Raw genomic sequence first — 13,854 nt, forward strand, 5'->3', positions numbered from 1 at the left:
TTCGGACCAGCGAATTTCTCTTCATGCCTGTCAGCGTTTCAGACCAGAGAATTTCTCCTATGCCTGTCAGCGTTTCGGACCAGAGAATTTCTCCCCATACCTGTCAGCGTTTCAATCCGGCTGGCTTTTTCCAGCACGCCGGTTACAATTTATAAAAATGCGGCTCCACCTCTCCGTCTTCTTTTAATTCCACCACCAGGAAGCTCGGAACCGGCGGATCCTGTCTCGGCTGAGCAATGCTTCCCGGATTAAAGATCGTCACGCCTTCCTCCTCATAAACATGGTAGGCCGGCACATGGGTGTGTCCGTAAAATACAATATCCGCCCCCATTTCCAGTGCCTTATCCAGCAGTTCATCCTCCCCCCAGTTGACACCATACTGGTTGCCGTGGGTTACAAAACAGACATGTCCTCCCAGCTCAAAAATATCCTCGCTGTCCCCGGCGAAATAATAGTCACAATTTCCTTCCGCCAGATAAACCGGGCAGTCTGCCATACCCCGAAGCATCTCCGGCGTAAATTCTGAATCGCCGCAGTGCACCAGAGCGTCCATTTTCCCTTTCATAAATTCCAGGGCCACATTGAGATTGGCCCAGTTTCCATGGTTATCACTGACCACCAATATCTTCTTTCCCATAACAGTCCCTCTTTAACATACTTTATTGTCCTCTTAAAATATAGATTATACTTGATTTCGCCGGAAAAAGAAACTATACTATTTATGTTTTGGATAAAAATGAAAAAAATTCCGTTTTACAGATTTTAAAAAAATTATCTGTTATACAGACTTTAGAAAAGAAACAACCTGTTTTACAGACTTTTGGAGGATATTATGGCAAAGATTACGGACCCCATCGCCGTCTTTGATTCCGGCATGGGCGGTATCAGCGTATTGAAAGAAATGGTCCGGCTGATGCCGGAGGAAGATTTTATATATTTTGGCGACTCTCTGCATGCCCCTTACGGCACTAAACCCACTGAAGAAGTCCGCCGCCTGACCATCAGCCGCATCACGGACTTCATCGAAAACAAACACGCCAAAGCCATCGCTGTGGCCTGCAATACTGCCACCAGCGCCGCGGTGGCACTTTTGCGCAAAATGTATCCGTCGGTCCCTCTGGTGGGCGTGGAACCGGCCATCAAACCGGCCGTCTTCGCCTGTGAGAATCCGAGGGTTTTAGTCATGGCCACCCCGGTCACCCTAAAAGAAGAGAAATTCCACAATCTGGAGGCTCTCTACGATGACCAGGCGGAGATCTACCCTCTTCCGTGTCCCGGCCTCATGGAATTTGTGGAGCAGGGCGATCTGGACGGCTCTGATCTGGACGAATATCTCCGGGAAAAGATCACCCCTTATCTTGACAAAAATCTCACCGGCGTCGTCCTTGGCTGCACCCATTATCCTTTTGTAAAGAAAGAGATCCGCGCCATCGTCGGGCCGTCCGTGGAGATCTTCGACGGCAGTTTCGGCACCGCCAGAGAACTCAGACGCCGCGTCGCTGCGGCAGGACTGCTCCGCACCGACGGTCACAAAGGACAGGTTACCTTCTTAAACAGCTCCGAAGATCCGGAGAAGATCCGGTTGTCGAAATATTTATTTGAAAGAGAAATCTAAACAAAAAATGCTGCCGCAAATATGAGTTTTTGCGGCGGCATTTTTCTCTCTCAGAAATTAATATACAATAATATCATACGACTTCTCAAAGATCTCTCCCGGCGCCAGCGCATTGATGCCCGGTTTCTTTGAGATATCTTCCGCAAAGCCCCGGTTGTCGCAGCGTCCGCACCACGGTTCCAGGCAGACATACGGCGCGCCCGGCTTTGACCAGATGCCAAAATTCGGAAAATCTTTGCTCTCCAGGGCGATGTACGGAGAACCATCCGGCAGTGCCAGCGCCGCCCACTGAATCTGTCCGCCGTCAAACACCAGAGCGTCTTTATCAAACATATCTTTTCTCAGACGATACCGATGGTCGTTGAGTGCCAGCGGCCAGATCTTGTCCGCTATGGCCGTGCCGCTGCTGGTATCGAGCAGCAGATAGGAAAGCTCATCCACATCCGGCGCAAACTGCAGAAAATAATCTTCAAACTTCGTGCCCGGAAGAATCTGCACCCGAAAAGCCGGATGCCCGCCGATGGTAAAGTACATGGTCTTGTCCCCCTGATTGACCACGGTCCACCGCACAGTCAGACGATTTCCATTGAGAAGATGGGTCACGTCCAGTTGAAAATCAAAGGGATATCTCGCCCTTGTCTCTTCACTGGAAACCAGCCGGTGTTTTACCAGGTCTCCATTGCCTTCCACCCGCTTAAAATCCATGTCTCTGGCAAATCCGTGCTGTCCTTCCGGATATTCTTTCCCCTCATAAGTGAAACTTCCTCCGTAATATTTGCCCACATTCGGAAACAAGATCGGCGCATGCCTGTTCCAATAAGCCGGGTCTGCCTGCCACATCAGCTCTCTCTGGTTTTCCCGGTCATAAAGGCTCACAAGCTCCGCCCCGTGGTCCGCAATGGTTACGGACATCTTTTCATTTTCCATTGTATAAATTCCCATAGTAACCCTCCTCATTATGTATTATCATATTTATTATAGCATAGAAAAAAGGCCATGTCTTTCAAAAAACAAGAAATCATGACCTTTTTGCTATTTTATTGCTTCATACAATCACTTTTTATCTGGTGGAAAATTCTGTCGTTACCAGTTCCTCATAAGGCACTCTCTGGCTGAGTTCTCCGGCTTCTTCCAGGATATCCTGAATCAGGGTAAAGCTGTCTTCCTCAAAATAGGTATTGGTCTTATAGCTGTCCTGTTGTGCGTAACGATCAATGATTTTTTCGATGGTCTTCTCGTCAGTCTCCTTGAACTGCGGAGCGATCACCTTTGCCACTTCCGCAGCAGTGTGTTCCTCCACATACTTCTGCCCTCTCTCAATGGCTTTGGTAAAGGACTGCAGCAGCTCTTTATTCTTTGCCAGAAATTCTTTTGTGGTGCTGTAGGCGGTATATGGCACATAACCGCTCTCCGTTCCCACGGAAGCCACCACATAGCCGGCTCCTTCTTCCTCGATCAGAGTCGCCGACGGTTCAAATTCCACCGTATAATCGCCTGTGCCGCCGACAAAGGCGCCGGAGGTATTGGCAAAATCAATGTTTTGCACCAGGTTGATATCTTTTTGCGGGTCAATGCCGTGTTTCTTTAACACATATTCAAAGACCATCTCCGGCATGCCGCCCGGCCGTCCCCCGATCACTTCTTTCCCGATCAGATCCTCCCACCGGAAATCATCGTCTTTTGTCCGGCTGACCACAAAGTTTCCGGCTCTCTGGGTGAGCTGGGCGAAATTGACCAGATAATTCTCATTGCCTTCATTATACTGGTAGATCGTAGCCTCCGGCCCCATAAAGGCGATATCTGCGTCGCCGCTGATGACGGCCGTAGCTGTTTTATCGGCCCCAAATCCTGTGGTCAATTCAAGGTTGATGCCCTCATCCTCAAAATAGCCCAGTTCCATGGCCACATACTGCGGCGCATAGAAGATAGAATGGGCTACCTCATTTAAGCGGACCGTTTTCAGATTGGTGTTTTTTGTGCCGCAGCCAGCCAGTCCGAAGACAGCCGCCAGAACGGCAGCGCCGGCCAGAACAAGGGTGGCAGCCTTTCCCGTTTTCGTCCTGCATTTAAAGTCTTGATTCATGGATAATCCCCCGAAACTCCATACGTTTTTCTAAATCAGTGTATGCAGCATCCGGGAAAATGTGCGAAATCTCAACGGTACCGTCCTGCAATCTCGTAAAATTCTTCCTTACCTTCAATGTAAGGTTCATAGACGATCAGCGGGTCTTTCCCGTTGTACACCCGGCAGATGCCGCAGAGTTCACAGTTATTGCGGCATCGGAATGTTTCGGCGATGTACTGCCGCCGCTCTTCTCTGGTGGAATGTTCAATTGCTGGTGGTCGCATTTTTCTCTCCTCTCTTCATCCGGACCATCGTCCCCTTCAGATCTTCCGGCAGTCCGGCTGTGACAGTCACTTCTTCCCCGGTGAAGGGGTGGGGAAATCTCACTTTCCAGGCATGAAGGGCTGTCCGTCCCATTCCTTTTTCTTTTCGGCTTCCATCGCCATACAGCGGGTCACCCAGCAGGGGACATCCCAGGGACGCCATGTGAAAACGAATCTGATGGGTGCGTCCGGTTTCAATGAGCACCCGGCAGAGAGAGACTCCGTCGCCGCCGGCGGCATGCCGCCGGTCGCCAGATGAATTTCCCCGGACACCGCCGGAAAAATATCGCAGCGTCTGATAATGGGTCACTGCTTTTTTTGCCGAAGGACTTGTGCCTGCGCGCATTTTGAGGATTCCCTCGCTCCGGTCTTCTTCCATGGATACAGTGATAGTTCCGGAAGGGCGGAACGGGCAGCCATGAACCAGAGCCAGGTATTCTTTCCTGAAAAGGCCCTGTTCTCTCAAGCTCTGCATTCTCTCAGCCGTTACCTTGTTTTTGGCAATACCGACGACGCCGGAAGTATCCTTATCCAGACGCCCGAAAAGGTGGATACCGGCATTTTGCCCGGTTTTCTCATAATAGCCGCTGACACCGTTGCACAGGGTATCCGTGAGGTGTCCTTTGGAAGGATGGCAGACCATCCCCGCGGGTTTATCCATAAAAAGCAGATTGTCATCTTCATAGAGAATATGAAGATCCATGGGAACCGGAAGAATATGATTTCTTCCGGAGATATCCGGGTTGTCGTCCATCATGATCTGAAGAAGTTCTCCCTCCCTCACAGTCTGACGCACGGTGACCGGCTCCCCGTTTAACAAAAGACCGCGGGAATTCTTCTTGAGGGCCCGGATTTTCCTTGTGGTCAGCTTCAATTTCCCATACAAAATGCTGCGGACCTCCTGACCGGACTCTTCTTTTTTTATCCTGTAACTCAGGTAATGGGCGGCTGCACCCTCTGTCATAACTTTTGTCCCCCGGGCTGCTGCTCTGTTCTCTGCAAATAATTTGCCCCGGGCAGCCCTGTTATCTGTTCTGTCTGTTTTTTCCATCATGGGCATCATTATACACAAAAAAAGAACGAACCGCAACCACACACACCTTTTGTCGTATTTGCCCGATTTTATCTTGCGGCTGACTGTTTTTTGCAGTATACTGTTCACGGAGAAATGGATCTTTGATTTTCATTGGGTAAAATAGACGATATTTTCTGTTCCGCTGTCGTTTATTTTATCCAATGATCGTTTTCATTCGTTTTTCACAATAAATAAATAGGAAGGGAAATAGAAATGGAGTCTTATAATTTTCTTCTTTTTCTTGCCATCATTCTTCTGTCAACTAAATTTTTAGGAATGATATCAAGAAAAGTACATATGCCGCAGGTGGTCGGCGCCCTGGTGGCAGGAATCCTGCTGGGGCCATCCTTTCTTGGCATCATCAGTCTCGAGGGAGACACGGGAACATTTCTCGAATGTACCGCTGAGGTCGGCGTTATTTTCCTGATGTTTTCCGCAGGTCTCAGCACAGAACTGTCAGAATTAAAGGAGAACTGGCTGGCAGCCCTGGTGGTAGCCACCGTAGGCGTTATCGTTCCCGTGCTGGGCGGATTCGTCGGATACGCCATCTTTTTCCATGTGCCGCTTGACAGCTATACGGATTGTCTGAAAGCAGTATTTGTGGGTGTCGTTCTGTCTGCCACCTCTGTCAGCATCACCGTGGAGACGCTCCGGGAGCTGGGACGTCTGAGAGGAAAAGTCGGCACAACGATTCTGGGTGCCGCTGTCATCGATGATATTCTTGGTATCATCGTCCTGACCATTGTCACCAGCTTACAGGATTCTTCCGTACATATCAGTGTGGTTCTGATCAAGATTGTTCTCTATTTCATCATGATCGCCGCCATCACCTTCGTGATCATCCGGTTCCGCCGGTATCTGGAACAGTGGAATCAGCTCCGGAGAATCGCCATCCTGGCTGTTTCTTTCTGTCTGATCCTCTCTTTTATTTCAGAAACGGTCTTCGGCATTGCGGATATCACCGGCGCATATTTCGCAGGACTGATTCTGTGCAGCCTTAAGATCGGACCTTACGTGGGACGCCGGGTGGAGATTGCCTCCTACCTGTTCTTCTCACCGGTATTCTTTGCCGGAATCGGATTAAAGACTTCTCTTTCCGGTTTCAATATGAATATCCTGGCCTTCTCCATCCTTTTGCTGCTGATTGCCATTTTTTCAAAAATCATCGGCTGCGGACTGGGCGCCAAATTCTGCCACTTCCAGAATAAACAGGCTTTTCAGATCGGCGTGGGAATGATCTCCCGGGGAGAAGTGGCCCTGATCGTCGCTCAAAAAGGATACCAGTGCGGACTGCTGGATGACACCCTCTTTGCGCCGATCGTCCTTGTGGTTATCGTGACCACCCTGATCACGCCGATTCTTTTGAAGCTGATCATGAAAGATCCTCCGGAAGCAGAGGTCCGTACTGCATAGACCGGGACATCAGCAGGACCCAGAGAGCGATACGCTTCCTGCAAAACAGAGTTTTCTTTCTGAAAACGCTGTTTCATGGAGGCACAGTTTCACAGAAGCACAGTCCCATGAGGCACAGTTTTACGGGAGCACAGTTTCATGGAAGCGCAGTCTCATGAGACACAGTTTCACGAAAACACAGTTTCATGGAGGCACAGTTTCAAACAATAAAAAACACTGTATGATGGACAATTCTCTTCTGGCAAATTCCTTTGCCAGAAGGCCTCTCTCTTTTCATACAGTGTTTTTCTTTTCTCTTTTTCTATTTATTTTCTCTGTGGGATTGAAAGAATGCAGTTAGTGAATCAAGGCTCTTCATCCACACGCCAAGCTCTTCTGGTGTCAGGCAGCTGACCAGAGCATCCGTCATCTCCTTGTGGAACTGTTTATGATGTTCATACGCTTCCCGTCCCTTATCAAGCAGATAAATGTTTACCACACGGCGGTCATTTTCACTGCGCTTTCTGGACACATATCCTTTATTTACCAGACCATTCATAGACGTGGTCAGGGAGCCAACGGTAATCTTCAGCTTCTTTGCTATATCCGTCATCCTGGCTCCGGAATCCTCTCCGATTGCCTCAATAATATGCATATCATTATTGCTGATATCTCTGAACTTATCTGTAATTATTGCTTTTTCTTCCAATTCCAGTATCTCATGAAATGTATTTACTAACATTGTATTGATAGTATTTCTTACTTCATCCATGGATTTATTCCTCTGCATTTTTCTGCTCTCATCTTCCTTTTTACCGAATATACGGTTCGTACAGTCCAGATTATCTACTCATACTCTTCAAAACTTAATCTTCAAAAAACCGGAAAGAATCGATGACTTCCTTTACGGTACCAATGTGGTCTGCCTCATAGGCTTTTCCGCCACAGAACAGCAGAGCGTCATCCAGCTCGCCTTTGGCAGCATGGATCAAGGCATCGGTGATACAATAAGGGGTCGTGGCAGGATTACAGGTATGAATGCAATTCAGGCATTTTATCGCAGGGACACGAATGCCGGACGCCACTTTGTCCATCAGCTTGTTGTGTATTGCCCTGCCCGGCATGCCCACGGGACTCTTTACAATCTCAATATCTTCTTCCTTTGCCTGCACGTAAGCCATTTTGTATCTCTCGTCAGCATCACATTCCACTGTGGTAACAAAACGGGAAGCCACCTGGATGCCATCCACCCCAAGATTCATGGCGTGAACATAATCTTCGTGGTTGCGTATACCTCCGGCCAGAATCACCGGGATCTTGTGGTCATACTTCTCTTCGTAGGTCTTCACCACCTGGAGAATCTTCTTCACTTCCTCATCGTAGACAGACGGAGTAAATTCTTCCAGCTGTTTAATATGAAAACCGAGATGACCGCCGGCCAGCGGCCCCTCGATCACCAGAAGATCCGCTGTACGCTTATACTTTCTGTCCCAGTATTTTAAGATTACTTTGGCGGATTTCTCTGTGGATACGATGGGCGCAATGGCCACATCGCTTCCTTTCACATATGCCGGCAGATCCGCCGGAAGTCCGGCGCCGGATACAATCAGATCTGCTCCGGCATTGACAGCCTCACGAACGTAATCCTCATAATAATTCATGGCTACCATGATATTAAAACCGATGATGCCGTCCGGCGCAATCTCCCGGGCCTTCTTTAATTCTGAACGCATGGCTCTTTTGTTGGCTTCCACAGGATTCTGATAAAAATCAGGTTCTCTGTAACCTGGCTGAGCTGCGGAGATCACCCCCACAGCGCCTTCCTTCGCAACGGCTCCGGCAAGACCGCCGAGGCTGATTCCAACCCCCATTCCCCCTTGTAACAGCGGGATTTTCACTTCTTTATTTCTAATGGCAAATGTCTTTCTCTCCATAACTCCACCCCTGTGCTACATTCTTCGGAAACGCGCGTAACGGGCCTCTATTAATTCCTCTTCCGGCAGATTCATTTTTTCTTTCAGAAAAGCACAAATCATTTCGTCTAAGTGTTCACAGATTTCCAACATGGTTTCCAGTGTATACGTCTCCGGCTCCGGAATGATCGTTTCCACAAATCCTGCCTTATAAAGGTCATAGGAGGTCAGTTTCATCGCCTTCGCCGCCTTCTCAGCCAGACTGGCGTCCTTCCAGAGAATGGAAGCAAATCCCTCCGGAGACAAAATGGAATAAATCGCATTTTCCAAAGCCCATACTTCATCGGCAACAGCCATGGCAAGCGCACCGCCGCTGCCGCCTTCTCCAATTAAAATCGAAAGAATCGGCGTCTTTAAATCAGACATATGGAAGAGATTGCGGGCAATGGCCTCGCCCTGTCCTCTCTCTTCTGCACCCATGCCCGGATAAGCGCCAGGTGTATCCACAAAACAGATGATCGGACGGTGGAACTTCTCCGCCTGCTTCATGAGACGCAGAGACTTCCGGTATCCTTCCGGCATCGGCATACCGAAGTTCCTCTCCATGTTTTCCTGGGTATTTTTGCCTTTCATCTGGGCAATGACCGTCACCGGCTGACCGTGGAACAGAGCGATACCGCCGCAGATGGCATGGTCATCCCCGAAATATCTGTCTCCGTGGAATTCCACAAATTCGTCAAACAGGCCGTGAATATAATCTTCGCCGATCGGTCTTCCCTTGGCTCTGGCAAGCGCTACCCGCTCCCAGGCAGTCTTATCCTTGGCATGCTCCGTGGAAACTTTGTACGGTGCCTTATATTTGCCCTGTTTCTTCACGGCTTCGCTGAGATCCTTAAGCTCTCTTGACGCCTCGTCATTTCCGACTCTGTGCAGGTCAAGCAGATGGCGAAGTTCTTCTTTCATATTCTGCCGTTCCACGATGCGATCCACAAATCCGTGCTCCAGCAGGAATTCAGAACGCTGGAATCCCTTTGGCAGTTTCTGATGAATGGTCTGTTCGATAACACGAGGGCCGGCAAAACCAATGAGGGCCTTCGGCTCCGCCAGAATAATGTCTCCGAGACTGGCAAAACTTGCCGTCACACCGCCTGTGGTCGGATCTGTCTGTACAGCAATGTATAACAATCCCGCATCACTGTGCCGTTTTAAGGCTGCGGCGGTCTTTTCCATCTGCATAAGAGAAGTCATGCCTTCCTGCATTCTGGCTCCGCCGGAACAGGTAAAGATCACGATTGGAAGCTTCATCTCTGTGGCCTTCTCGATGCCTCGTGTGACCTTTTCACCCACAACGGCTCCCATGCTGGCTGTCATGAATCTTCCATCCATTACCATGATGACCACTTCATTCTCGCCGATTCTGGCCTTTCCGGTCACAACCGCCTCATCAAGCCCTGTCTTTTCCTGCAGTGCCTTTACTTTATCCGGATATCCTTTCATCCGGAGAGGATTGGTGTTTACCAGTCCCGTATCCCATTCCTCAAAGGATCCTTCCTCTGTGACCAGAGCAATTCTTTCATAGGCAGGCATACGGAGATATCCGCCACATTTCGGGCAGATATAAAGATTATTCTTATATTCTTCTGTAAAAATGGCTTTTCCGCATTTATTACATTTTTTCAGAAGGCCTTTTGGCGCTTCCGGTTTATTTCCCTCTTCCACAAAACGGCTGGACGGCCGCCGGATGGAAGTCTTTTTAAACATCTTATTTAAATCCATTTACTCTCCTCCTGCATCTCTTTCAAAACATTTTCCAGATAGGAAATATTAATATCTCCTTCCTGATAATCCTCCCGTTCCATAATGTCGTACAGGAAATCAATGTTTGTCGTAATGCCTTCAATGATAACCTCCCCGAGGGCGCTGTGCATCTTTGCAATGGCCTCTTTCCGGCTCTTTGCATAGACAATCAGCTTGGCTATCATAGAGTCGTAGTAAGGAGTAATGGTATAGCCGCTGTAAATGGCGCTGTCAATACGGATTCCCTTTCCTCCCGGAAGATACATATCCGTGATGGTTCCCGGACACGGGCGGAAGTTATGTTTCGGATCTTCCGCATTGATCCGGCACTCAATGGCGTGACCGGTGATGTGTACGTCATCCTGGGTATAGGACAGATGTCTGCCGCTGGCAATACGAATCTGTTCTTTTACAATATCAATGCCTGTAACCCATTCTGTCACCGGATGTTCCACCTGAACACGGGTGTTCATCTCCATGAAATAGAAGGTTTCGTCTTCTTCCAGAAGAAATTCGATGGTTCCCGCATTGGTATATCCCGCTGCCTTTGCCGCCTGAACGGCCGCCTTTCCCATTTTTTCCCGGAGCTCATCACTCACCGCAGCAGAAGGCGCTTCTTCGATCATCTTCTGATGATTTCTCTGGATAGAGCAGTCTCTCTCTCCTAAATGGATGACATTTCCGTAATTATCCGCAAGAATCTGTACTTCGATATGGCGCGGATTCTCCACGAAATGTTCCAGATACATATGGTTGTCACCAAACGCCTGAGAGGCCTCTTTCTGAGCAGTCAGGAACTCTGTGGAAAACTCTTCTTCCGAGTAGGCCACACGCATTCCTTTTCCGCCGCCGCCGAGCACCGCCTTGATAATTACAGGAAAACCGATTCCTTTGGCAATCTCCAGGGCTCTCTTGTCATCTGTCAGAGGCTCCTCGCAGCCGGGAATCACCGGAACACCGGCATTGATCATCGTTGTTCTGGCTTCCGCCTTATTGCCAAGTTTCGCTATGGTTTTTGAATCCGGGCCGATAAATGTAATATTGCAGGCTTCACAAAGCTCAGCAAACCGGCTGTTCTCCGAGAGGAAACCATAGCCGGGATGAATCGCATCAGCTCCCGATACGATCGTGGCGCTGATAATCTGCTCCATGTTCAGATAACTGTCTTTTGCCGCTGCCGGTCCGATACAGACCGCTTCATCTGCAAGCTGTGTATGAAGTGCTTCCCGATCCGCTTCGGAATACACTGCAACGGTCTCAATCCCCATCTCTCTGCAGGCCCGGATAATGCGAATGGCAATCTCACCCCGGTTTGCAATTAATATTTTCCGAATCATCTTTCTCTCCTTTTATCCAATCATAAATGTCAGTTCGGCTTTCACCACGACTTTGCCGTCCACGCTGGCTGTCGCTTCGCCGATTCCCATCGGTCCTTTTACCTTGATGATCTTTGTCTCCAGACGTACCTTGTCACCCGGAACGATCTTGCCGCGGAAACGGCATTTATTGATTCCGCCAAAGTAAGCAGTTTTTCCTTTATTTTCTTCCAGAGAAAGAATGGCGACCGCGCCTACCTGCGCCAGTGCCTCCACTGTCAGCACACCCGGCATCACCGGTTCCTGAGGGAAATGTCCCCGGAAAAAGTCTTCATGAAACGTCACACATTTATAACCAACGGCGCTGACGCCCGGTTCCATATCTTCGATGTAGTCCACCAGAAGAAACGGATGTCTGTGAGGAATAATTTGTTCGATTTCTTTGATTCCCAGTCTCATCTTGTTATCTCCTTTTCATCCTGTCCGCAGATTGTCTCCGGAAAATACGCATCAGCATCTCCCGGAGACAGTCTGTTCCTTTTAAAAACAGCGGGCAGTTATTATCCAATCCGGAATAACGGCTGACCGTATTCTACAGCTTCTTCATTCTGAACGTAGATCTCTTTTACCACGCCGTCATATTCGCTCTCAATCTCATTCATCAGTTTCATTGCTTCCACGATACCGAGAACCTGTCCCTTCTTCACTGTATCACCGACCTGAACGTAAGCCGGAGCATCTTCGGAAGGAGCCACATAAAATGTACCGACAAGCGGGCATTTTACGATATTTCCGGACTGATCATCGGATGCCGGCGCTACAGGAGCTGCTGCAGGCGCAGGTGCCGCAGGAGCCGGTGCCGGAGCAGGGATCTCCACCTGCTGTCCGCCTTCCTGTACGGAAACCACCGGTGCTGCTGCCGGTGCCTGTTTGTTCTCCGGACAGCTCATGACAATCCGGATATTTCCCTCTGTATATTCAAAGTTGGTCAGTCCCGCCTCGGAGACACCTTTTACTAATTTAAGAATCTCTTCGTACTGCATTTTTTCTCCTTTCCTGACGCACCTGCTGCGTCAATCCTGGTAGATCTGGAAGTTTACTTCCGGACCTCTCACTCCTCATATTTCTTAACCAGAAGGGTTGCGTTGTGACCGCCAAATCCCAGAGAATTGGAGATGGCCACATTGACATCCTGCTGTACTGGTCCGTTAATTACATAATCAAGATCACATTCCTCATCCGGTTCTGTGGTTCCCACTGTCGGATGGATGTATCCTTCCTCGATGGATTTCACACAGGTGATCAGTTCCACCGCACCGGCTGCTCCCAGAAGATGGCCGATCATGGACTTGGTGGAGCTTACTTTCAGGTGTGATGCCGCATCGCCAAAGGCACGATGAATGGCTCTTGTCTCGAATAAGTCGTTGTGGTGAGTTCCGGTTCCATGGGCGTTGACATAATCCACTTCTTCCGGTTTCACGCCGGCTTCTTCCATGGCAAGCTCCATGGCCTTGGCAGCGCCGCTGCCGTCTTCCGCCGGGGAAGTAATATGATAAGCGTCGGAGGTTGCGCCGTATCCGGCCAGCTCCGCATAAATCTTCGCGCCACGTTTTTTGGCATGTTCCAGTTCTTCCAGAACAACAACGCCGGCTCCCTCACCGATGACGAAACCGCTGCGGTTCTTGTCAAAAGGAATCGAAGCCTTCATCGGATCTTCCGCAGAGGAAAGAGCTGTCAGATTGGTAAATCCGGCAACTGCGATCGGAGTGATGCTGCTCTCGGTTCCTCCTGCAAACATCACATCAGCATCTCCATACTGAATGGCACGCAGGGCATCACCGATGGAATGTGTACCTGTGGCACAGGCTGTCACCACGTTAGTACATTTACCTTTGCAGCCCAGGGCGATGGATACATTTCCTGCCGCCATGTTGCTGATCATCATAGGAATCAGCATCGGGCTTACTCTTTTTGGTCCTTTTGTGAGGATCTTCTCATGTTCTTTTTCCATACTGGAAAGTCCGCCGATACCGGAGCCGATGATCACGCCCACACGATACGGATCTTCCTCTTCCATCTTAAGGCCGGCGTCTTCCATGGCTTCTGTTGCCGCAACGATCGCGTACTGAGAAAAAGTCTCCATACGTCTGGCGGATTTCACATCCATTCTTTCCTTCGGAACGAATCCTTTGACCTCAGCCGCAATTTTCACCTTGTAATCAGCAGTATCGAACTTGGTAATCGGACCGATTCCCACTTTTTCTTCTTTTACTCCATTCCAGAATTCTTCCAGTGTATTTCCGATTGGTGTAATCGCACCCATACCGGTAATGACAACTCTTCTCTTATCCATTTACA

General features: G+C 49.2%; 15 protein-coding genes. 3 read left to right on the plus strand and 12 right to left on the minus strand.

Annotation, left to right across the window (positions count from 1 at the left end; all coding sequences use genetic code 11):
• Positions 1-142: 142 nt before the first annotated feature.
• The gene (locus B5E53_RS01705) at positions 143-637 is read right to left on the minus strand and encodes a metallophosphoesterase (protein WP_087312109.1); all 495 of its coding nucleotides are present in this window, start codon (positions 635-637) and stop codon (positions 143-145) included.
• Between the two features lie 89 nt (positions 638-726).
• On the opposite strand from B5E53_RS01705, the gene B5E53_RS19030 reads away from it, so the two are divergent.
• Both B5E53_RS19030 and murI read left to right on the plus strand, forming a co-directional pair.
• Positions 727-867 (plus strand): hypothetical protein, encoded by a 141-nt coding sequence (locus B5E53_RS19030; protein WP_162611741.1) that lies wholly within the window; start codon positions 727-729, stop codon positions 865-867.
• The gene (gene murI, locus B5E53_RS01710; protein ID WP_087312111.1) at positions 833-1,615 is read left to right on the plus strand and encodes a glutamate racemase; all 783 of its coding nucleotides are present in this window, start codon (positions 833-835) and stop codon (positions 1,613-1,615) included. Before B5E53_RS19030 ends, murI begins: the two co-directional genes overlap by 35 nt.
• Positions 1,616-1,672: 57 nt before the next feature.
• Here the strand turns inward: murI and B5E53_RS01715 are convergent, their stop codons facing one another.
• The 4 genes from B5E53_RS01715 to B5E53_RS01730 form a co-directional block, all read right to left on the minus strand.
• The gene (locus B5E53_RS01715; RefSeq protein ID WP_087312113.1) at positions 1,673-2,557 is read right to left on the minus strand and encodes an aldose 1-epimerase family protein; all 885 of its coding nucleotides are present in this window, start codon (positions 2,555-2,557) and stop codon (positions 1,673-1,675) included.
• 118 nt (positions 2,558-2,675) lie between these two features.
• Complete coding sequence (locus B5E53_RS01720) at positions 2,676-3,698, minus strand: ABC transporter substrate-binding protein (RefSeq protein ID WP_087312115.1); 1,023 nt, start codon at positions 3,696-3,698, stop codon at positions 2,676-2,678.
• Positions 3,699-3,769: 71 nt separating this feature from the next.
• Positions 3,770-3,964 carry a hypothetical protein gene (locus B5E53_RS01725; protein ID WP_087312117.1) on the minus strand — a complete coding sequence of 65 codons (195 nt, stop codon included), beginning with the start codon at positions 3,962-3,964 and terminating at the stop codon, positions 3,770-3,772.
• Entirely contained in the window at positions 3,945-5,057 is a 1,113-nt protein-coding gene (locus B5E53_RS01730) for an RluA family pseudouridine synthase (RefSeq protein WP_162611742.1), read from the minus strand. The genes B5E53_RS01725 and B5E53_RS01730 overlap by 20 nt, the downstream gene beginning before the upstream one ends.
• Positions 5,058-5,291: 234 nt before the next feature.
• Between B5E53_RS01730 and B5E53_RS01735 the strand changes: the two genes are divergently transcribed.
• Complete coding sequence (locus tag B5E53_RS01735; RefSeq protein WP_087312121.1) at positions 5,292-6,491, plus strand: cation:proton antiporter; 1,200 nt, start codon at positions 5,292-5,294, stop codon at positions 6,489-6,491.
• Between the two features lie 301 nt (positions 6,492-6,792).
• Here B5E53_RS01735 and B5E53_RS01740 read toward each other — a convergent pair whose 3' ends face one another.
• From B5E53_RS01740 to fabF, 7 genes are all read right to left on the minus strand, one after another.
• Positions 6,793-7,242, minus strand: a complete 450-nt coding sequence (locus B5E53_RS01740) for a MarR family transcriptional regulator (protein ID WP_087312227.1) — start codon at positions 7,240-7,242, stop codon at positions 6,793-6,795.
• 94 nt (positions 7,243-7,336) lie between these two features.
• Entirely contained in the window at positions 7,337-8,404 is a 1,068-nt protein-coding gene (locus B5E53_RS01745; protein ID WP_087312123.1) for a nitronate monooxygenase family protein, read from the minus strand.
• A 15-nt stretch (positions 8,405-8,419) separates the two neighbouring features.
• Positions 8,420-10,159: an acetyl-CoA carboxylase carboxyltransferase subunit alpha gene (locus B5E53_RS01750; protein ID WP_087312125.1), complete on the minus strand. Its 1,740-nt coding sequence runs from the start codon at positions 10,157-10,159 to the stop codon at positions 8,420-8,422.
• On the minus strand, positions 10,150-11,517 hold the full coding sequence (locus B5E53_RS01755; protein ID WP_087312127.1) for an acetyl-CoA carboxylase biotin carboxylase subunit: 1,368 nt from the start codon (positions 11,515-11,517) through the stop codon (positions 10,150-10,152). The genes B5E53_RS01750 and B5E53_RS01755 overlap by 10 nt, the downstream gene beginning before the upstream one ends.
• A gap of 12 nt (positions 11,518-11,529) precedes the next feature.
• Complete coding sequence (gene fabZ, locus B5E53_RS01760; protein ID WP_087312129.1) at positions 11,530-11,955, minus strand: 3-hydroxyacyl-ACP dehydratase FabZ; 426 nt, start codon at positions 11,953-11,955, stop codon at positions 11,530-11,532.
• Positions 11,956-12,056: 101 nt separating this feature from the next.
• Positions 12,057-12,539 (minus strand): acetyl-CoA carboxylase biotin carboxyl carrier protein, encoded by a 483-nt coding sequence (accB, locus tag B5E53_RS01765; RefSeq protein WP_087312131.1) that lies wholly within the window; start codon positions 12,537-12,539, stop codon positions 12,057-12,059.
• 68 nt (positions 12,540-12,607) lie between these two features.
• Complete coding sequence (gene fabF, locus B5E53_RS01770; protein ID WP_087312133.1) at positions 12,608-13,849, minus strand: beta-ketoacyl-ACP synthase II; 1,242 nt, start codon at positions 13,847-13,849, stop codon at positions 12,608-12,610.
• Positions 13,850-13,854: the final 5 nt, after the last annotated feature.

Source organism: Eubacterium sp. An11, from assembly GCF_002161065.1.
GTDB lineage: Bacteria > Bacillota > Clostridia > Lachnospirales > Lachnospiraceae > Anaerobutyricum > Anaerobutyricum faecale.